Here is a 20,979-nt window from a genome sequence, read left to right as displayed (position 1 = left end):
GACCAACCTTGAGCATGCTTGGCTCAAGCCGCAATGCTGTCTTGCGTAATGCCTTCGAAGAAATATTTCACTATATATCGATCAAATGGCGTGAGTGATTTCAAGGAAATTACCGCCTCTACCCCTAAGCTCTGGAACTCTCCTATCACCTTTCTGAGATCAAGAGAGGGGTCTGATAGTTTCACTAAGCCTTCGCTATTTATCTTTCGTGAGATCATACGAGGTAATCCGTACTCCTCAAGCTGATATACGACACCCGGGAGAAAAGCATGGCTAAGTTTGAATATAAATGGGGATACGTCAACAGACGGATTGACAATTATCTTGTGGAGTTCGTTTACATCCCTAAGAAGTGCGGACATCTTAAAGGTAACGTTACGCTCAAGCTGGAAGAATTGTTCTAGGCCAATGCCCACTTGGTCTAGACGAGAAAGAAGCCTAGGTATGCCCTGTTGCCAATTATCAGATAATACTTTTATGAAAGCGACAAGCTTTGAGAATTGTATATCCCAACCGGAGGGGCTCAAATTTATAACCTTATAAAGCATTCTTTCCCAATTTCTCGGATCGTCAGAATTCAGATATGCGAACCCATTCCATTCCTCTGGATTTCTCTTCATATTTCGAGCCAGTTCTAGTATGAAATCCGAGTCGCTATTCTGTATAAGGTTCCCCTTGCTGATCCTTTCGAATTCGTCTTCGCCTAATATCTCGGTCATTTCGTACTTATATGCAATAATATGTTCAACTTGTCGGTCGTTCAAATCATCTCTATGCTCAACTTCATCTAAATCACCAAGAATCGCGTCAGGAAATTGAATCTCCAATTGAGTGTCTTCTTCCTTCGGAGGAGGTTCAAGGAGGTATATCCTTCCCACAAAATGCTTGAACATCCTTCCGCCTCTTCCGATTATGTTCTTATAGGTAAAATCCTTGAGGCGCGTATTTCCTAAGCGATTTCTCCAGATAATCACATTCTCTGCGGACGTGTTGACCCCCTCAATAATCGACGATGTCGAGATGATGCTATCGAATCCGTGGGGCGCCTCGAATATCTTAATCTGGATCTGACTCAACGAACGATGCATCCGCCCGTTGTGAATTCCGACGCCTCTACGAACAAGGTGCGTTAATTGCCAGTTTGGTCCGTAGTTCTCCCCAAGCCATCTTGAGAAATGATTCAGGACAGGTCGGTCCAGTACCTCCATGCTAGTCATTATCAGGTTGGCGACCCTATCGATTTGCGGATACGACCCCGCATAGATAAGTGACTTCGCATTCCGAAGCCCGATTATCTCAAGCAGCTTCTGACCTTTGCGCTCTTCATCGTCACCAATATCTTTATATAATTCGTGTTTTTCAAGGTATACGGTATTGAAATCAAGAAGTTCTATGAATTCCATTCCTCGCGTAAACACGTTGTTCGCAATAGTCTTGACGTTAGGTGCGAGAAAATACCTTTGTTTTGCCTTCTTTGAAAGTTTCAATATGGCCTTTAGCAATGACGGAGAGCGCTCTTTGTCGTGGTTCGCGCTAGCTTTGTAGAATTCGTCAACGATTAGGAGATCTATTGAGTCAATCTTGTCGATGTAACTGAATGCACGCTCTTGCGGAAATATGAATATATTGCGATCTGATATATTCATTTCGGTTGCGGTGATGATATTGTATTTGTCAGAAAATTTCTTAAATATTCGACGCCGTGTCTCGTCCATCAGCGCGATGGTCGGAACGATGATAAAGACGTTTTGAGGGCGTTTTGCGGCGATGAATGCGTCAATTATGAAGCTCTTGCCAAAGCTAGTCGGCGCGCTCACCGCAATATGAGATCCTTCCAGAAGGCGGGAAAGTACGTAAGATTGTTCTCTGTGAAGAGTGGCATTGGCGCGACCAACGTCAACCTTGAAGGCTTCGGTCACAAACTTCTCCTGCCAAGACGCAGTCTCCAGTTGCAGGTAGGGGTAAAGGCCGGCTTCGCGGATAAGATGGTTCAGAACGTCAGGATAGGGAATGTCGTCGCGACTTAGCTCGCCAAGAAGGAGGATCAGCTTATTCCTGGCCTCCGGGATATCCCCTGACGATGTAAGATGGTTTATCTCTTGGCATGACTTGAATATGTCCATCACGCTTGCCCCTTGTAGAAGGAAACGCCATCAATAAAAGCCTTGACTATTTTTTCTTTATTCGGAACAGGGAAGAAGATAACATGGAAATTGATTTCGTCATACATAAAGACTGGCGATGAAGCGGAGATTTGCTTCTTGAAGTACGATTCTGCGCGATCTTTGTGATGGGTAACGAGTGAGTCTCTATAAGTCTTGTTGATAATTGAATTCGACGATGTAATTGAACATTCGTGGAGAAGCATTATTGGTATGTGTATCTTCGATTTTATGTTGTCGATCGATTCGCGCGGCTGAATGGCAGCAATAATTTTCGCTTTAAGATCAAGTGGTATCTCTAGATCGTGTATATCGAATATGTTTGTAACGATGCTATTCTCTTTCTTTAGTTTGTCAGTTCGAAGTGATTCGATAACAGAGTTAACGATCGCATCCAATCGACCATCTGAAATTGAATTGTAAAACTTCGCTTCTCCAAACCACAGGGTAAAGTCGTCGTCTTTTATAACGATATGTACGCTGTCTGCACCTTTGGCGTTATCTTGACTATTCTGTTTATAGAATATCTTAGGAACAACCGGCAGAGCGCCGAAATGATCTTTCATCACACCGTAGAGAAATACCTCAGCTATCTCGCTTCCTTGCCCAATTTTATCGCTGTCAGTCAGACGGAGATTCTTGGCAGATTCCACAAGAGCCGTGTGACCCTTACCTACCAGTGCGTTTCGTTCTTTCTGCGATAGCGCGGTCTCGGCGATATTGTCCCAGAGAAAGCTTTGGAAGCGAGCATAGCGCCATTCTCCGTCCTCATAGTCATTGACTAGGCTTAACATCCGCTTGTTGAGGGCGGTTTTCAGCTCGTTGACGTTTGAGACGGCTGACAGGGACGTGTCGAGCAACGTCTCAAAGGTAATAGTCGTGCTCATATAAGGAATGACCATGGTTGTGCCATTCCGATATTTTATCAGCGACAAATAAACAACGGGTGCATTGGACAAAATACAGTATTTTGTCTTTGAATGGTCGTGGGTCGGGTGCCTGAGTAAATTGAGTGCGGGTTCAACTGGCGTTTATGTGAGTCGTGCGCGTCAAGCGGGCACTCGTAAGGGACCTAGTGGTCGAAATCTGACGCTTGGTTCCGGGGCCGTAAGCCCGCTCAGGGTGGAATGTTGCCATTCGTCTCGTCGACCGGAACGAGCAGGTAGCGCCAACTCCTGACCTTGGCGTTTGGACGTGACGAACGCCGCGATCCGCCTCACTGCGGACGCTTTGGCGAGATGTGGGCAATGACCGCTCCGTCGGGCTCAAAGGACATTCCGCTCCGTTGGGTTTCCCTCGATCCGCTCCGCCACAAGGCGTTGAAGCCGCCAGAGGTTGCTGTCACGTATGCCCTTTGATTCGAGGTGAGAAACCGTGTTGAGCAAGTACTCGGCCCCGGTGCCCCAATGACCGCAGGCCCGGGCCAGGACGTCGGCAACCGCTTCGAGCGACTGGCGGCCGGCATAGAGCGGCGAGGCGCGGTTCATGACAAAGGTCAATGCCGGAATGGCTCCAGAGGCGGTCTCGACCGTGATCCACCGGGGCATGCTGTTGGCCGGCTTGTAGGTGAATTCGCGTCGAAAGAGTTTGCCGAATTGGCTTTCGAGATTGTCCCTGGGAAGGTCGTACAGGACGCCCCGGCATTGCCCTCCACGATCGAGGGCCATCATAAGGCCGGGCTGCTCTGGCGTACCCCGAAAACGGGTCATACGGAAGCAGAAAGCCCGATGCCAACCCCGAGCAGCGCCTAGCTGCTCTCCGATATGCTCGATCTCCGGCTTCCAGATCAACGAACCGTAGGCAAAAAGGCGGGTCGGTGCTTTCGGGGCCGGATGAGTTCGGATCATTTGCTTGACCCAGCTGTCGTAGTCGGCATCGGTGTGTAGCTCGGCACCTGGCGTCAAACCCTGATCCTGAACGACCTTGTGGACCCGCGCGACATGGTCCGCGGTCAAGGTCAGCTTTCTCATTTGGCTCGGCATCCCGTGCTCCATCGGATCAGGATCGCGTATCCTTGGCAGATGCTACGGGCGTTGCAAGATACGAACCGGCGCACGGCGTGAATGCGCCATGTTCGGACCTACACGGGACGAGCGTGAACGTCTCATTCCGTTACATTCCAGTCCAAACGGACAAACGCGCGTCTCGGGTGCGCAATGAGCCAAGCTTGCATCAAATCGACGCAAACTGCGTTGTCGGAACCGACGCAGATGGTGCGACCTCAACGGCTCAGGGCGTCCAGCGCCCTTTGTGCCGCGATGAGGTCGACAATTGGATACCTAGTGTTAAATGTGTGGACCACCGCTCGCAGACGCGTCGCGGCCTCATGGACACGACGTTGACGTGCCAGAACTGGTGCTAGTTGCGTTGCGGCGCGAAGCTCGAAGAGTCTCGCTTGCTGCCGACGGGCAGTGGCAATTGCTGTTTCGAATAGGTGCGCGGCACCCATCAGGTCATCTCTGCCCGCGGCGATTTGGCCACGAAGGCGAATACATTCTGCTAGGTAGCTCGCCTCGTCCGTATCGAAAACGAGGGTATCGACATCATCAAGCATTTGCGATGCGTCTTCGATGCGATTGGCCCGCAGGAGAAGATCACAAAGTTCGCATGCTTTCTCAGGGGTATGAAATACGGCGCCCTGCCCACGCCAAAGAACCATACTCTCCCAGGCGTCATCGATGCCGGCATCCAGTTCACCTAAATGCGAGCGGGCATGGCCACGCCACCTAATGGCGCTACTTCGACGCGCCGTGTAGCCATGCCGTTCGCAAATCTCGACGATCTTCGTAGCGTTCTCAAGGAGTTCCTCGTATTGACCGAATAGCGCACACAAATCGCACTGAGCGAGAAGACGCCAGGCCAAGTCGAAGGGCTTGTCGAATTGGTCAACATTTCGAACCAAGCGCTCGTTCTCTTCGACTGCAGCATCGATGAAGCCCAAAATGATCAGCGAACCACTAAGATAGTCCTGGGTAGAGACACGTTGATCCGCACCGGCGAACAAAATACGGCGACTTGGGTCAACACGATCAATCAGATCTAAGGCCTTCCGCAACGCCTCCGCTGCCTGCGGTTGTTCTCCCCGGTTGAAATGAGCAATCCCCTTGGTTGCCCAAAGACCACTCAGATAGGCCGTTGGAAGGAGATCGGCATCGTTTGCGAGCTGCTCTTCGGCCAGGATCAGGTAATCTTGATTGCGCCCAGTGGCATAAAAAAATGGAGCGAGTGAAAGCGCAACGTCACATTGCAATTCGACCGATGCAGTGTTCGCGGCAGCAAGACGTGCATCTTGAAGCGCCTTCCCAAGGCGCTCAGAACGATACCCTTCAGCCTGCATCAAGGCATTGGCCATCGCTAGGTGGAGACGTGTCATCCGTTCGGCACCGCCGGAGACGTCGCCAAGTCTCCTGCTGCAGTCGATCGCACTGGCAAAGTGCGATACGGCTTCCCTAGTGGCAGCTCTGGCCACGGCGGCCCCTCCCGCCTTTTGCCAGTGATCGAGCGCGCCCGCCCAATCCCCAGCTTCCTGAAAGTGGTGCGCGAGGAGCTCGGGTTGCGCTTCAGTGATTTCGGTCCACTTTTCCTCCAACACATCTGCGACACGCTTATGTAGCTCCTGGCGCTTAGCGCGCAGCAGCGTGCCATAGGCTGCGTCCTGAACGAGCGCATGCTTGAAGAGGTAAGTGGCCAGTGGCCGCGTCCCGCGGCAGAACACCAGACCGGCGCTGACGAGTTGATCCAGTGCGCCATCTAGCTCAGCGGCATTTCGCTGTGCGACTGCTGCCAGCAATTCGTAGGAGAGCTCCCGACCGAGAACCGCGCCGACCTGTGCGACCTCCTTAGCGGCTGAGCCGAGGCGATCGAGCCGCGCCATCAACGAGGCATGCAGCGTAGCGGGAACGTTCAACACCGTCGCGGCAGCTCTTGAGAGCACTGTCCTGGCGTTGCCGCTCTCCAACACCGCCTTGGTCAGTTCCTCGACGAACAGTGGCACCCCATCCGTGCGCTCGATGATCTCCGCGACAACGTCGCTCGGCAGATCTCCGGTGCCGACGACCCGCTGGACCAGCGCGGCGCCTTCACGACGGTCGAGCCGATTGAGGACCAGAACCGTGACGTGCGACTGCCCGGTCCACGGCGGTTGAAACTCGGGGCGGAACGTGAGGAGAAGCAGCACTGGCAGGCGCGGCACCCGCTCGATAACTAGGTCGAGCAGCTCGCGCGAGCTGGGGTCGATCCAGTGGACATCCTCGAAGAGCATCAGCACCGGACCTTGTCGCGCCAGGTCTTCGAGCCGCCGGAGCAGCGCATCGAAGGTTTTCTCTTTCTTACGCTGGGGCGTCAGTTGGAGAGGCGGAAAGCGGCCATCGGTCGGCAACGACAGCAGCTCGGCCAGCAGCGCCCCCTCCTCCGGCGAGGCCGGGGCAAGCAGGGCCGCAAGCTTATCCAGCTTTCTCTCAGGCGGGTCGTCGCGCTCCAACCCGGCGGCACGTTCTAGCTGCGCAATGGTCGGGTGGAGCGCGCTGTCTTGATGGTGCGGCGAACAGAAATAGCGCAAGCGGGTGTGTGGCTCATTCTGGATCCGCTCCTGCAAGGTGACAGTGAGGCGCGACTTGCCTATGCCCGGCTCGCCCGAGAGCAGCACCACACGACCTTCGCCACCTTTCGCGCGATGCCAGTGGCGCTGCAGCAGGTCGACCTCCTCCTCACGCCCAACCAGCGGCGTGGGCGTCGTCCCATGCAGCGCCTCGAACCGGCTTTCGACAGCGCTCTCACGAACCACTTGATAGGGATGGATCGGCTCCGGAAACCCTTTCACCTCGACGGCGCCAAGATCGCGATATTCGAAAAGATCGCCGACCAGCTGCCGCGTTTGCGGCCCGATCACGACCGCGTCGGGTTCGGCAAGAGCTTGCAGGCGGGCGGCGAGGTTCGGCGTCTCGCCCACGACGCCGCGCTCGTGCCCTTCGCCGGCGGTGATCAGATCGCCGACGACGACCTGTCCGGTGCCGATGCCGATACGAACCCGCAATGGCTCGGGCTCTGGGAGTCGCCTAACGGCATCGACGAGAGCAAGGCCAGCGCGCGCCGCCTGCTCGGCGGCGTTCTCGTGCGCCTGCGGGTAGCCGAAATACACCAAAACTCCGTCGCCCATGTGCTTGGCGATAAAGCCGCCGAAGTGGGCGACCGTGTCGGCGACACAGCGGTGATACGCTCCGATGATCTCACGCAGGTCCTCGGGATCCAGACGCGTCGCCAGCGCCGTCGAGCCGACGAGATCCACGAACATCACGGTCAGCTGTCGACGCTCCGCGCTTAGCTCCCGGGTGCTCTGAGCTGCGATGTCATCGGTGCTCGCGTCGGGATGGCTTGACGACGGCCCCAGCCCCACTACCGCCTTGCGGAATCGCTTGCGATGACCGAGGAGCATACCGAGCTTCTCGAGGTCGGCATCGGTCAGCTCCGGCAGGACTTCCGCGTCGATCGCGTTGTCGCGAAATGCCTGCTCGTATTGCTGGAGGCCGAGGCCTCGCAACCAAGCGGCAACGTCCACACAGCTCTCCCAAGGCTGAATTCGGGTCCCTCAGCCGCAATATTAACTCAGATGCCAGGGAAATGCTGTAGTCCGACATGGTTACCGCGGCGGTGACAGCTTCTGGCAGCAAAGCGGACGATACGCTCCTAGTGATCAAGCGTCCGCATCGGGTCATGGGCGTAAGTTCAGCCGAGGGACAGCCAACTTCCGCTTGGGGTCGGCAGCGGTATTCCGTTTCGGTACCAAGCGTCAGGTTTTGACCACTAAGATATCGAAATATCGCTGGTGGTTGAGGCTGCTAGATGCCTATTTCGAGGATAATTTAGAAGGACCTCTTTCACGCGTTGCGCGTCCGAAGATGTGACTAGGGCAATCTCGATCTCGCCCCCCAGAATCTCGCTCAAGAGTTCGAGGTGCTGGCGTTTCTGATCCTCTGACCGTTTGACCCAGCGATCCGCTTTCTTTTCCTCGGCCATGAATTTGATTGCAACGGCACCAAGAGTGTCTTTTGAGCTGGATGCTGGTTTTGCAAATGTCGTCCCTGAGGGAAGGGCGGCTTCATCGAAGTCGAAGCTATCAAAGGACTGATCATGGGCCAGGACCGCAGTGCAGTAGTCCCTGTATGCCCTTTTCATCTCGTTCTTGAATGTCACGAAGGCGTCAGAACCCGGAGCCAGCGGAATCTGATGTTGTTCGGCAAAGCGGATAGCTAACGAGTCGTCGGTTTCATGGGGAAAGATATCGCGGCCCGTCAATATAGCGTCGTCGGCGAACGCTACCCCGTTCTGCAAGGCAGCCAAGGTCTCGGGTGTCAGTCGGCCTTTCGCAGCCATCTCGTTTTTGCTGCGTTCCAGAGCGTCTTGAAAGTGCGTTCTAAGTGCGGCACGTAATTCATCATACCGCATGCCAGATGCCGACCACCGTTTCACAAGAACTTGGCCGACATAGCTTAGGTGCCGAGCTAGGTACAAGGCCTCTGAGTCAACCCGCGTACGAAGCGACACTTTGAGGCTTGCTGGCTTTCCACTGCTGCCAGCACAAGGCTTTGTCAGCGGCCAGCGAAAATAGAAAATCCGATTTCGGGAGAGTTCAAGATAAGTAGGGTTTCGCATTCTGGTGCGTCCCTTGGATGCCTCACCAGCGAAAACTCAGCGTAACCCATTGATTTTCAAGAGGATGGTGGGCGTGACAGGGATTGAACCTGTGACCCCTGCAATGTCAATGCAGTGCTCTCCCGCTGAGCTACACGCCCATCCGAAGCCGCGCATACACCATTTTTGCCACGGCGCGTCAATAGCAGGAAAAGGGAAAGAAAGGTTCGCCTTGCCGCACCGTCGAAGGCGCGCCGGAAGCCGGCGGCGGAAAATGTGTCAGGCTGCCTGCAGCATCTTTTCGACCTCGTTGACGAGGTCGCGCAGATGGAACGGCTTCGACAGCACCTTGGCGTCTTTCGGCGCCTTGGAATCCGGATTGAGCGCAACGGCGGCGAAGCCGGTGATGAACATGACCTTGAGGTCGGGATCGATCTCGGTGGCGCGGCGGGCGAGTTCTATGCCATCCATCTCCGGCATGACGATATCGGTCAAGAGCAGCGAGAAAGGCTCTTCGCGCAACCGCTCATAGGCGCTGGCGCCATTGTCGAAATCGCTGACCTGGTAGCCGGCACGCTCCAGCGCCTTGACGAGGAACCGGCGCATGTCATCGTCGTCTTCCGCCAGTAGAATGCGTGCCATCTTGTCCCGTCCGAATCACCCGCCCGAGACTGCCGTAGGGCAGCCCGTTAACCATCCTGTATATGAGGAGGCGAGGGTAAACATCAAGTGAACGATAAAGGCCCGACCGGCCTTAACAAAGCGGTCCGGACGCCGAAACGCTGGACATGCGGCCGGCGAGGTGGCACCTTTCCAACCATGATGCATGGGTGTTTCCGGATTCTTTCAAATTGAAAACGGCAGCCGAGGATTTTTCGGTCGTTCCCCCCTTCGAAATCCGGTCGGGCGCCGAACAGCGCGTCCCCTTCCTCTTCAACTCACCGCATAGCGGCCGTCACTATCCGGACCGGTTCCTGGCGATGGCAAGGCTGGACCGAAACGCCATCCGCCGCTCCGAAGATTGCTATGTCGACGAATTGTTCGGCGGCGCCGTCGCGCTCGGCGCGCCGATGCTGGCGGCAAACTTCCCGCGCGCCTATCTCGACGTCAACCGGGAGCCGTGGGAACTCGATCCGCGCATGTTCGCCGAACCCGTGCCGTCGTTCTGCAATATCCGCTCGGCGCGCGTCGCCGGCGGGCTTGGCACCGTGCCCAAGCTGGTAGGAGAGGGGCTCGAAATCTATGCCGGCCGCTTGCCGTTGGCGGAAGCCGTCGGGCGCATCGAGGCTGTCTACAAGCCTTATCACGAGACGCTGAAACGGCTTTTGACCAGGACCCATGCGCGGTTCGGCTTTGCCGTGCTGATCGATTGCCACTCGATGCCGGCGAGCATCAGGGTCGGCGACAGCGGTGTCAGGCCCGACTTCATCGTCGGCGACCGTTTCGGCATCTCCGCCGCGGCAGCGTTGACCGAGACGGCGATCGGCCTGCTGATCGGCATGGGCTATACCGTCGCCCATAACAAGCCTTATGCCGGAGGCTTCATCACCGAGCACTATGGCCGCCCCGTGCGCCACCTCCATGCACTGCAGATCGAGGTCAATCGCGGGCTTTACATGGACGAGCGGACGTTCCAGAAATCCGCCGGCTTCGATGCGCTCGCCGACGATCTGGCGCAATTCTCGGCCGACCTGATGGCGATGCCCGACCACAATTTTATCGACCTGCCGCTTGCCGCCGAATGATTGCCGAAAAACGAAACGAGATCTGGCGCCGGATATAGGCATCGGGGTGCGGGTCGGGACGCGCAATCGGCTGAGTGCCGCGCCGAAAAAAAGACCGCATCGTTTGCACGACACGGTCGAAGTCTAGGGAGGAAACGCCCAAGGAGGGCATGGACAGGAGAACCTGTCCGAGAACAAATCTATTGTGCGATGCACAAATGTCAAGCCGCCGTGCGGCGTTTTTAATTCACTATGATGTGGAAACTGCGTTTCGAGGGCGCCAGCGTTGCATTCGAGCAACAGTCGTCGATGCGCAAAAGTCCCTCACGCCCTTGTTTTGGCGGAAATCCACAGGCAGACGATGGTTCCAGCACGCTAAAGCGCCTCGCGTTTGACCGGACGACGCGCTTTAGGTTGTTGTTTTATGCATGTCGTTATCGCAAAACCGCTGCACCCTTTTGCGCGACATGCATTACGCGGGAGAATCAGTTGGACATCAGCATCGATTTCATGCGGCGCATTGCGGATGCCGCGGCAGCCGAAACCTTGCCGCGCTTCCGCAGCCAGGGCGCGATCGCCAACAAGGAGCAAGGCAGCTTCGACCCGGTCACCGAGGCCGACCGCGAGGCTGAGCGGGTTATCCGCGCGCTCATATCGGCGGAATATCCCGATCACGGCATTCTTGGCGAGGAGCATGGCAGCGAGAACATGTCCAGCAGGCATGTCTGGGTGATCGATCCGATCGACGGCACCCGCGCCTTCATTTCCGGCCTGCCGGTGTGGGGAACCTTGGTCGGGCTGACTGTCGACGGCGATGCCGTTGCCGGCATGATGTCGCAGCCCTTCACCGGCGAGCTTTTCTACGCCAACGCGTCCGGCGCCCATTATGAAGGCCCGGGCGGACCGCGTAGGCTGACGACACGCAAGACGACAAGCCTCGCCGAGGCGACGCTGTTCACCACCACGCCGGCACTGTTCAAGGGAGACGCGCGCCTGCGCTACGACCTGTTCGAGCGGCAGGTCCAACTCGCCCGCTACGGCACCGACTGCTATGCCTTCGCCATGGTCGCGGCGGGAAGCGTCGACATTGTCGCCGACCCCGGTTTGAAACCCTACGATATCGTCGCGCTGATCCCGATCATCGAGAAGGCCGGCGGCGTCGTCACCACCTTCGAAGGCGGACCGGCGGAAAGGGGCGGCGACATCCTGGCTGCGGCGACGCCGGAGCTTCATGCCGCCGCGATGGCGGCGCTGCGTGGCTGAACCGGCTGGGCAGCTGGCGATTGCGGACTGAGGTGCCCACGGCGACCACAACCCAATGCTCCTGACGGCAAGGTGTCAGCAGCTCTCGGCTATGGAGACAATGCCACGGGAGGGAGTCTCATGCCGACGCAGTCAACAACCAGCCGTTCCGAAGATGCTCCAGTAGAAAATGCGCCGGCAGAAAATGCTCCATCAGATGGGCGGGCCGATTTCGATTTCTTCTTCGGACGCTGGAACGTCAGCCATCGAAGGTTGCAGAAGCGCCTGCAGGGCGACACGAACTGGGACGTGTTTGGCGGGACATGCGAGGTGCGCCCGATCCTTGGCGGGCTCGGCAATGTCGATGACAATGTGATTGAATTGCCCGGCGGCGCCTATCGCGCCGCCACGCTGCGGACCTTCGATCCGGCGACGAGACAATGGTCGATCTGGTGGATCGACGGCCGCAGCCCGGCGACCATCGATATTCCGATGCGCGGCGCCTTCGAAGCAGGCGTCGGCACGTTCCTGTGTGAAGACGTCTTCGACGGACGCGATATCCGGGTTCGCTTCCTGTGGTCGCGGATCACTGAAAAATCGGCGCGCTGGGAGCAGGCTTTTTCAGTGGATGGCGGCAAGACCTGGGAGACCAACTGGATCATGGATTTCGCCCGGCAAGTGTAGGCCGGCGATCGACCTGGCAGGCATTTTTTCAAGCCAAGTCATTTTTTCAAGCCAAGTCGTGGATTTTCAATGATTTGGAGCGGTCTTTTGCGCGCCCGGAGGAGCACGGCACTCAATCAAGAGTTGTCGTCGCTTCCCGGGATGAAGGCATCGAAGGCGGCAAAGAACTGCTCGCGATAGAAGTCGGTTTCCTGCAATATTTCATGGCGTGCGCCATCGATCACCAGCAGCGAACCGAGACGCAGGCGTCTGGTGTAGGTTTCCACCGCCTTCGTCGAGACGACCTGGTCGGCGCCGGCGGCGACCACCAGCAAGGGAACCCGGATCCTGGCCATGAAGTCGGGATCGCTGATGACCTCGGAGGCCTGCGCCGCCGCTTTCAGCCAGCGGATCGTCGGGCCGCCGAGCGCCAGCTGCGGGTAGGTTTCGTAGAGCAGCGTGTTGCGCCGATACCGCTCCGGATCCGATGTCACCTTGTTGACGGCAAAGGGTATGGTTTTTCTAGGCCGCGGACCCCAGGCGGCGTAAAGCTTGCCAAGGCCCAGCAGGCAGAACAGCGAGCAGAGGCGGCGAACGGTGGTTGTCGAGACCGGCAGGTCGGGCACTGCCAGGAAGGGCGCGATCAGCACCATGCGCCGTACGCGGTTCACCATCGACGGCCCGGCAAGCAGCGTGATTACCGCCCCGGCCGAATGGGCCAATATGTAATACGGCCCCCGGCAGTCGGGCAGCACGATCTCCTCGAAGAACTGTTCCAGGTCGCCGGTGTAGTCGAAGAAACTGCGGACATAGCCGCGCTCGCGATCGCTGATCAGCCGGTCGGAACCGCCCTGGCCGCGCCAGTCAAAGGTGGCGACGCCAAAGCCGCGGTCGGCGAGATTGCGGATGGTCTCGAAATACTTTTCGATGCACTCGTTGCGGCCGGTCAAGAGGACCACGGTGCCCTTCATCGGGCGGGCAACGGCGGCAAAGAGGCCATAACGGATCTTCTTGCCGTCGCGCGTGGTGAAGAAACCACCGGCCGCATTTTCAGGTAGCGGATTGCCCGGAATTTCGCGGAAGAGAGGAGTTTTGGCGAGGAGGTCCGTCATTCGGCGCTGCGTTTCAAGTGTCGCTGCCTGCATGGCGCAAGCTTTGGTAGGCATAGACGCCCATGCAGCAAAAGCAAAGGAATTCCGGACGCGTTGGAAAGGCTGGAACGAGGCAGCCGGCGAGTGAGGCCGAAAGCAGCTTGCGGCATGCTTCCGGCCCCCCGTCGATCCGGGAGGAAGGGACGTTACACCCGGTCGGCCTCGTTGCGGCATCTCGCGCATAACCCCGAAAACCGCAGCCGATTTCGCTGTGAATCATGCGCAATCAAAGTGTTACAGCTTCCTTTTGCGTGTCCGAGATGACGCGCGACGCTGTAACCGCCGCCTGTTCCTTGATCCTGGAAGCAGATTAGCGCGGCTTAGCTGAACGTCCGCCGAAGCCGCGGTTCATCTGCCGTTCATCGAGGCGGCAGAATCTTGAAATGCCTTCTCGTGCTCCCCAAATGTCTGCTGCGGCCGCCAATGTCGGGGCCGCTGGCCCATCCGGAACGCCGTCACGGGTTTCGCACCGGCCATACGTTTGTTGCTCAACAGGAGAACACACTATGCGTCACGTTGATTTTTCCCCGCTTTATCGTTCGACCGTCGGTTTCGACCGGCTGTTCACCATGCTCGATTCGCTTGCTCAGCCGGAAGGTGCACAGACCTATCCGCCCTACAACATCGAGCGCACCGGTGAGGATTCCTATCGCATCTCGATGGCGGTCGCCGGCTTCTCGGACGATGAGCTCTCGATCGAGGCTCACCGCAACGTTCTGACTGTCAAGGGTGAGCGCAAGGAGGGCAACGGCGAAGGCTCCGAACTGCTCTATCGCGGTATCGCCAGCAGGGCCTTTGAGCGCCGCTTCCAGCTTGCCGACCACGTTGATGTCGTCGGCGCCTCGCTGAAGAACGGCCTGCTCTTCGTCGACCTCAAGCGCAATATTCCCGAGGAGTTGAAGCCCCGCAAGATCGCGATCACCGCGTCTTCGGCGAAGGCCAAGCAGATCGAGGCCAAGACCACCGCGTAAGCTGCGTGACAAAGACGACCTAACAGACGAGGGCGGCGCCTGGCGCCGCCCTTTTGATGGATAGGTGCCGCTATCCAGCAATTAGCTCGCCAAAGCGGTCGACCTCTTCGGCCGTGGTCGCAAAGCTGGTGACGAAACGATAGAGCGCTTCGTCCTCGCCGATATGGCCATCAAAGTCGTGCGGCTTGTGCCAGTCGTAGAAGGCGGCACCGGCCAAATGCACCCGTTCAGCCTTGGCCTTTTTCATCACTGCGAACACTTCGTTGGCTTGCGGCAGCCAGGCCAGACGCGCCGACGGGGAATCCCCGATCAGTGCTGCGAGGCGTGCTGCCATGGCGTTGGCATGCCGCGCCGTGTCGAGCCACAGGTCGTCCTTGAAATAGGCTTCGAACTGCGCTGCGATGAAGCGCGATTTCGAGAACAATTGCGCCGCGCGCTTGCGCAGGAAGGCCAGTTCCCTGGCGCGGTCGAGGTCGAACAGCACGATAGCCTCGGCGCACCAGCAGCCGTTCTTGGTGCCGCCGAAAGAGAGGATGTCGACGCCGCCCTTCCAGGTCATCTCCGCCGGTGTTGTCTCGAGCGCGACCAGCGCATTGGCGAAGCGGGCGCCATCCATGTGCAGGGGCAGTTTGTGATGCTTGGCGATCGCCGAAATCGTGGCAATTTCGTTCAGTGTATAGATGGTGCCGACCTCGGTCGACTGGGTGATCGACACCGCCATCGGGCGCCCGGAATGGACGATTTCAGGCGCGAAGCGGCCGACCGCCCTGTCCAGCATATTCGGATCGATCTTGCCCAGCGCACCGTCGACGGCATGGAGCCGTGAGCCGCCGGTAAAGTATTCCGGGGCGCCGCATTCATCCTCGATTACATGCGACTCTCGATGGCAGAAGGAAATGCCGCCCGATTTGTTGTAGGCGGTCAGCGACAGGGAATTGGCGGCGGTGCCGGTGGCCACGAAAAACACCGCGACCTCGCGCTCGAAGATTTCGTTGAAGCGCTGGTATGCGGCCTCGTCGAGGGCGCCGTCGCCATAGGCGGTGGAAAAGCCGCCGGCATGGGCCGACAGGCCCGCGGCGATGCTGGGATGGGCGCCTGCCCAGTTGTCGGAAGCGAAATTCATGCGTTTGCCTGTGCTGGGAAAATCGAGGCGACCTTGGCCGCTTTCGCATGCCGCTCGCAAGTGCCAAGCGCCGGAAAAGCGGTAAAGCCAGCGAGAGGCCGGGGCACAGGCGGACGACTGAAGGTTGCGTTTTGACGGGGTGGCGCGTAATTTTCTGTCTCTGGATGCCCACAATTGTTGTGAATCGGTCTTGTGCGCATCCGCAATTTCTGTCATAAAAATTTAGGACAGTAGTGCTGTCTTATTTTGTCGCACAAAACAGGCTGGATTGGCGTATCATTGGGCCTCTCCGGCCGTTGCCGCGAGCGACAGGTAGACAGCCCGGCTCTGGCCTGTACGATTGCCGGATGCGAACCAGGCCGCCTGGTTCGGCAAGGATTTCGCAAGACGTGCCGCAAGGATGAGAGGGAAGCTCATGCGCTTCCCAACGGAAAACCAGCGCCCTAAGGGCTGGGGATGGAGGACAGGACGATGACGGAAGTGACGCCATCTGCGACGAACGGCCCGGCCGCGCAGACGAAAGCGCCAGCCGTCAAAAATCCGTCCATCGCCACTGGCCTGACCAGGATCGGGCGGACCCCTACCGGGTTCGCCGCCCACGGCCTTTACGATCCGCGCAACGAGCACGATGCCTGCGGCGTCGGCTTCATCGTCAATATGAAGGGCGTCAAGTCGCATCAGATCGTCACGGACGGCCTGGCGGTGCTCGAAAATCTGACGCATCGCGGCGCCGTCGGCGCCGACCCGCTGATGGGCGATGGCGCCGGCGTGCTGGTGCAGCTTCCCGACCGCTTCTTCCGCGAGGAGATGGCCAGCCAGGGCGTCGAACTGCCCAAGCCCGGCCATTACGCCGTCGGCCATGTGTTCATGCCGCGCGATCCTGAGCTTCAGGCGCATATCGAAGGCATCATCGCCGAGGTCGCGCAGCTCGAAGGCCAGCCGCTGCTCGGCTTTCGCGACGTGCCGGTCGACAATTCATTGCTGTCGAAGGCGCCTGATATCGCTGCTTCAGAACCGGTCCAGCGCCAGGTGTTTCTGGGTCGTGGCGCCGAGATCGAGAGCGACGACGATTACGAACGGCGGCTCTACATCCTGCGCAAGGTCATTTCCGGTCGTATCCATGAAGAGACCAAGGGCGTCGACAATGGCTTCTACGTCGTGTCGATGTCATCGCGGACCATCGTCTACAAGGGCATGTTCCTGGCCTATCAGGTCGGCGCCTATTACAAGGATCTGACCGATCCGCGTTTCGAGACGGCGCTGATCCTCGTCCACCAGCGTTTCTCGACCAACACCTTCCCGTCGTGGAAGCTGGCGCATCCCTATCGCATGGTCGCCCACAATGGTGAGATCAACACGCTGCGCGGCAACGTCAACTGGATGGCGGCGCGGCAGGCCTCGGTCGATTCCGAACTGTTCGGCAACGACATCTCCAAGCTGTGGCCGATCTCCTATGAGGGGCAGTCGGACACCGCCTGTTTCGACAATGCGCTCGAGTTCCTGACGCAGGGCGGCTACTCGCTCGCCCACGCGATGATGATGCTGATCCCTGAGGCCTGGGCCGGCAACAAGCTGATGGATCAAGATCGCAAGGCCTTTTACGAATACCACGCCGCTCTGATGGAGCCGTGGGACGGGCCGGCGGCGGTGGCCTTCACCGACGGCCGCCAGATCGGCGCCACGCTCGACCGCAACGGGCTGCGCCCGGCGCGCTACATCGTCACCGACGACGATCGCGTCATCATGGCCTCGGAAGCCGGCGTGCTGCCGGTGCCGGAGGAAAGGATCGTCAAGAAGTGGCGGCTGCAGCCCGGCCGCATGCTGCTGATCGACCTGGAGAAGGGTCGCATCGTTTCCGACGAGGAGATCAAGTCGGAGATCGCGACCAGGCATCCCTACAAGAGCTGGCTCGCCAACACCCAGCTCATCCTCGAAGACCTGAAGCCGGTCGAGCCGCGGGCGCTGCGCAGGGACGTCAGCCTGCTCGATCGCCAGCAGGCGTTCGGCTTTACCCAGGAAGACACCAAGCTGTTGATGTCGCCGATGGCGACCACCGGCCAGGAAGCGGTCGGCTCGATGGGCACCGACACGCCGATTTCGGCGATGTCGGACAGATCGAAGCTGCTCTACACCTATTTCAAGCAGAACTTCGCCCAGGTCACCAACCCGCCGATCGACCCGATCCGCGAGGAACTGGTGATGAGCCTGGTGTCGTTCATCGGGCCGAGGCCGAACATCTTCGATCTCGTCGGCAATTCGCGTCGCAAGCGGCTCGAAGTGCGCCAGCCGATCCTGACCAATGGCGATCTTGAGAAGATCCGCTCCATCGGTCACACCGAGGACCGTTTCGACACCAAGACGATCGACATCACCTATGCTTCGAACGAAGGCGCGGCCGGCATGCAGGGCGCCATCGACCGGCTGTGTGAGCGCGCCGAGGCGGCGGTCGCCGGCGGCTACAACATCATCATCCTGTCCGACCGTCAGCTCGGGCCGGACCGCATCGCCATCCCGGCATTGCTGGCGACGGCGGCGGTCCACCATCATTTGATCCGCAAGGGATTGCGCACGTCGGTGGGGCTGGTCGTCGAGTCCGGCGAACCGCGCGAGGTGCATCATTTCTGCTGCCTTGCGGGCTATGGCGCCGAGGCGATCAATCCCTATCTCGCCTTCGACACGCTGCTCGACATGCACAAGCGCGGCGAGCTGCCGGCCGAAGTCGACGCCAATGAGGTCGTCTCCCGCTACATCAAGTCGATCGGCAAGGGCATTCTCAAGGTGATGTCGAAGATGGGCATCTCGACCTACCAGTCCTATTGCGGCGCGCAGATCTTCGACGCCATCGGGCTGAAGACCGACTTCGTGCAAAAATATTTCACCGGCACCGCGACGCTGATCGAAGGCGTCGGGCTGGAAGAGATCGCGGCCGAAACGGTCAGCCGCCACGCCGACGGCTTCGGCAACGACCCGGTGCTGCGCAACAGCCTCGAGGTCGGCGGCGAATACATGTTCCGCATGCGCGGCGAAGCGCATATCTGGTCGCCCGATGCGGTGGCCACCCTGCAGCACGCCGTGCGCCAGGGATCGTGGCTGACGTTCAAGGACTATTCCGCTCAGATCGACAGCGAGACGGCGCGGGCGCAGAGCATTCGCGGCCTGTTCAAGATCAGGCTGGCCGAAGAAACCGGGCGCAAGAAGGTCGCGCTCGACGAGGTCATGTCGGCTGCCGATATCGTCAAGCGGTTCTCGACCGGGGCGATGTCCTTCGGCTCGATTTCCAGGGAAGCGCACACCACGCTGGCCCGCGCCATGAACGCCATCGGCGGCAAGTCTAACACCGGCGAGGGCGGCGAAGAGGCCGACCGTTACCTGCCGCTGCCGGACGGCGGCAAGAACCCCGAGCGTTCGGCGATCAAGCAGGTCGCTTCCGGGCGTTTCGGCGTGACGGCGGAGTATCTGGTGAACTCCGACGTGATGCAGATCAAGGTGGCGCAAGGCGCGAAGCCCGGCGAGGGCGGTCAGCTGCCCGGTCACAAGGTCGATGCCACCATTGCCAAGGTCAGGCATTCGACGCCCGGTGTCGGCCTGATCTCGCCGCCGCCGCATCACGACATCTACTCGATCGAGGATCTGGCGCAGCTCATCTACGACCTCAAGAACGTCAATCCGGCGGCTGATGTCTCGGTCAAGCTGGTTTCGGAAGTCGGTGTCGGCACGGTTGCGGCCGGCGTCGCCAAGGCGCGCGCCGATCACATCACCATTTCCGGCTATGACGGCGGCACCGGCGCATCGCCGCTGACCTCGCTCAAGCACGCCGGCAGCCCGTGGGAAATGGGCCTTGCCGAGACGCACCAGACGCTGGTGCTCAACGGCCTCAGGTCGCGCGTCGCGCTGCAGGTCGATGGCGGCCTGCGCACCGGCCGCGACGTCATCATCGGCGCGCTGCTTGGCGCCGACGAATTCGGCTTCTCGACCGCGCCGCTGATCGCGGCCGGCTGCATCATGATGCGCAAGTGCCATCTCAACACCTGCCCGGTCGGCGTCGCGACGCAGGACCCGGTGTTGCGCAAGCGCTTCAAGGGCACGCCGGAACATGTCATCAACTTCTTCTTCTATGTGGCGGAGGAGGTCCGGGCGTTGCTCGCCGAGATGGGCTACACCCATCTCGACCAGATCATCGGCGACACCGAACTCCTGGAGAAGCGGGCGCTGATCCAGCACTGGAAGGCGCGCGGGCTCGATTTCAGCAGGATGTTCTTCAAGCCGGATGCCCCGCACGAGGCGGTGCACTGGACAGAGCGGCAGAAGCATCCGATCGACGACGTGCTCGACCGCAAGCTGATCGAACTCGCCAAGCCGGCGCTGGAAGCCAGGCAGCCGGTCAGCATCGAGCTGCCGATCCGCAATGTCGATCGTTCGACCGGCGCCATGCTGTCGGGCGAAGTGGCAAAGCGCTTCAAGCACAAGGGCCTGCGCGAGGACACGATCTCGGTGAAGCTCACCGGCACCGCCGGCCAGTCCTTCGGCGCCTTCCTGGCGCGTGGGGTTTCGTTCGAGCTGGTCGGTGCGGCCAATGACTACGTCGGCAAGGGCCTGTCGGGCGGACGCATCGTCATCCGCCCGCCTGAGAACACGAAAATCGTCGCAGCGGAGTCGATCATCGTCGGCAACACGGTGCTTTACGGCGCGACCGAGGGCGAGGCCTATTTCTGCGGCGTCGCCGGCGAGCGTTTTGCGGTTCGCAATTCGGGCGTCGCTGCCGTCGTCGAAGGTGTTGGCGACCATGGCTGCGAGTACATGACCGGCGGCATTGTCGTCGTCATCGGGCAGACCGGCCGCAACTTTGCCGCCGGCATGTCGGGCGGCGTCGCCTATGTGCTCGACGAGGTGGGTGATTTCGCCGAGCGCTGCAACATGGCGATGGTCGAACTGGAACCCGTTCCCGAAGAAGACGACCTGATGGAGAAACTGCTCCATCATGGCGGCGACCTCGATCACAAAGGCCGCGTCGACGTGTCCGGCGACATGACCAGCCATGATGAGGAGCGGCTCTATCAGCTGATCTCGAACCACGTCCATTACACGGGTTCGGTGCGCGGCCGCGAGATCCTCGACAACTGGGCGACTTTCCGGCCGAAATTCCGGAAGATCATGCCGGTCGAATACCGCCGCGCGCTGATCGAAATGGAACGCATGCGCATGGGCGTTGCGGCGGAATAGGTATTGGGATTGCCGGGAAGCAAAGCTTCCCGGTCGATGCCTTCATCAACAATCCTGGCCTCGGACTGAAGGTTGCCATGGCTGCCTTATGAGGTT

General features: G+C 59.0%; 13 protein-coding genes and 1 tRNA gene. 5 read left to right on the top strand and 9 right to left on the bottom strand.

The genetic code is table 11. From position 1 onward, the window contains the following. Positions 1 to 23: 23 nt before the first annotated feature. From M727_RS0114340 to M727_RS0114310, 7 genes are all read right to left on the bottom strand, one after another. The gene (locus tag M727_RS0114340; protein WP_036262243.1) at positions 24 to 2,123 is read right to left on the bottom strand and encodes a DEAD/DEAH box helicase; all 2,100 of its coding nucleotides are present in this window, start codon (positions 2,121 to 2,123) and stop codon (positions 24 to 26) included. After that, on the bottom strand, positions 2,123 to 3,064 hold the full coding sequence (locus tag M727_RS0114335) for a DUF1837 domain-containing protein (protein ID WP_245268627.1): 942 nt from the start codon (positions 3,062 to 3,064) through the stop codon (positions 2,123 to 2,125). The genes M727_RS0114340 and M727_RS0114335 overlap by 1 nt, the downstream gene beginning before the upstream one ends. 363 nt (positions 3,065 to 3,427) lie before the next feature. Next, positions 3,428 to 4,066: a gamma-glutamylcyclotransferase gene (locus M727_RS0114330; RefSeq protein ID WP_348627161.1), complete on the bottom strand. Its 639-nt coding sequence runs from the start codon at positions 4,064 to 4,066 to the stop codon at positions 3,428 to 3,430. Between the two features lie 317 nt (positions 4,067 to 4,383). Continuing rightward, on the bottom strand, positions 4,384 to 7,716 hold the full coding sequence (locus M727_RS0114325) for an AAA family ATPase (RefSeq protein ID WP_027153261.1): 3,333 nt from the start codon (positions 7,714 to 7,716) through the stop codon (positions 4,384 to 4,386). Between the two features lie 245 nt (positions 7,717 to 7,961). Beyond that, positions 7,962 to 8,603: a hypothetical protein gene (locus M727_RS0114320; protein WP_027153260.1), complete on the bottom strand. Its 642-nt coding sequence runs from the start codon at positions 8,601 to 8,603 to the stop codon at positions 7,962 to 7,964. A 272-nt stretch (positions 8,604 to 8,875) separates the two neighbouring features. Next, a tRNA-Val gene (locus M727_RS0114315) sits at positions 8,876 to 8,950 on the bottom strand. Between the two features lie 118 nt (positions 8,951 to 9,068). After that, on the bottom strand, positions 9,069 to 9,431 hold the full coding sequence (locus M727_RS0114310) for a response regulator (RefSeq protein WP_006199474.1): 363 nt from the start codon (positions 9,429 to 9,431) through the stop codon (positions 9,069 to 9,071). A 146-nt stretch (positions 9,432 to 9,577) separates the two neighbouring features. Between M727_RS0114310 and M727_RS0114305 the strand changes: the two genes are divergently transcribed. The 3 genes from M727_RS0114305 (at position 9,578) to M727_RS0114295 (ending at position 12,439) form a co-directional block, all read left to right on the top strand. Next, on the top strand, positions 9,578 to 10,534 hold the full coding sequence (locus M727_RS0114305) for an N-formylglutamate amidohydrolase (protein ID WP_036262242.1): 957 nt from the start codon (positions 9,578 to 9,580) through the stop codon (positions 10,532 to 10,534). A gap of 468 nt (positions 10,535 to 11,002) precedes the next feature. Continuing rightward, positions 11,003 to 11,776, top strand: coding sequence for a histidinol-phosphatase (gene hisN, locus M727_RS0114300; protein WP_027153258.1), 774 nt, complete (start codon positions 11,003 to 11,005; stop codon positions 11,774 to 11,776). A 120-nt stretch (positions 11,777 to 11,896) separates the two neighbouring features. Beyond that, positions 11,897 to 12,439 (top strand): DUF1579 family protein, encoded by a 543-nt coding sequence (locus tag M727_RS0114295; RefSeq protein ID WP_027153257.1) that lies wholly within the window; start codon positions 11,897 to 11,899, stop codon positions 12,437 to 12,439. 116 nt (positions 12,440 to 12,555) lie between these two features. On the opposite strand, the gene M727_RS0114290 is transcribed toward M727_RS0114295, so the two are convergent. Beyond that, entirely contained in the window at positions 12,556 to 13,530 is a 975-nt protein-coding gene (locus tag M727_RS0114290) for an alpha/beta hydrolase (protein WP_027153256.1), read from the bottom strand. 545 nt (positions 13,531 to 14,075) lie between these two features. Between M727_RS0114290 and M727_RS0114285 the strand changes: the two genes are divergently transcribed. Continuing rightward, a complete protein-coding gene (locus M727_RS0114285) occupies positions 14,076 to 14,540 on the top strand; it encodes an Hsp20 family protein (protein ID WP_023798077.1) in 465 nt (154 codons plus the stop codon). A 70-nt stretch (positions 14,541 to 14,610) separates the two neighbouring features. Here the strand turns inward: M727_RS0114285 and M727_RS0114280 are convergent, their stop codons facing one another. Further along, positions 14,611 to 15,663, bottom strand: coding sequence for a low specificity L-threonine aldolase (locus M727_RS0114280; protein ID WP_027153255.1), 1,053 nt, complete (start codon positions 15,661 to 15,663; stop codon positions 14,611 to 14,613). Between the two features lie 471 nt (positions 15,664 to 16,134). On the opposite strand from M727_RS0114280, the gene gltB reads away from it, so the two are divergent. Further along, on the top strand, positions 16,135 to 20,883 hold the full coding sequence (gene gltB, locus M727_RS0114275) for a glutamate synthase large subunit (protein ID WP_027153254.1): 4,749 nt from the start codon (positions 16,135 to 16,137) through the stop codon (positions 20,881 to 20,883). Positions 20,884 to 20,979: the final 96 nt, after the last annotated feature.

The organism is Mesorhizobium sp. WSM2561 (assembly GCF_000513915.1).
GTDB classification, from domain to species: domain Bacteria; phylum Pseudomonadota; class Alphaproteobacteria; order Rhizobiales; family Rhizobiaceae; genus Mesorhizobium; species Mesorhizobium muleiense.
Note: the sequence above shows the minus strand (reverse complement) of the source record. Positions and strands in the feature narration are given on the sequence as shown.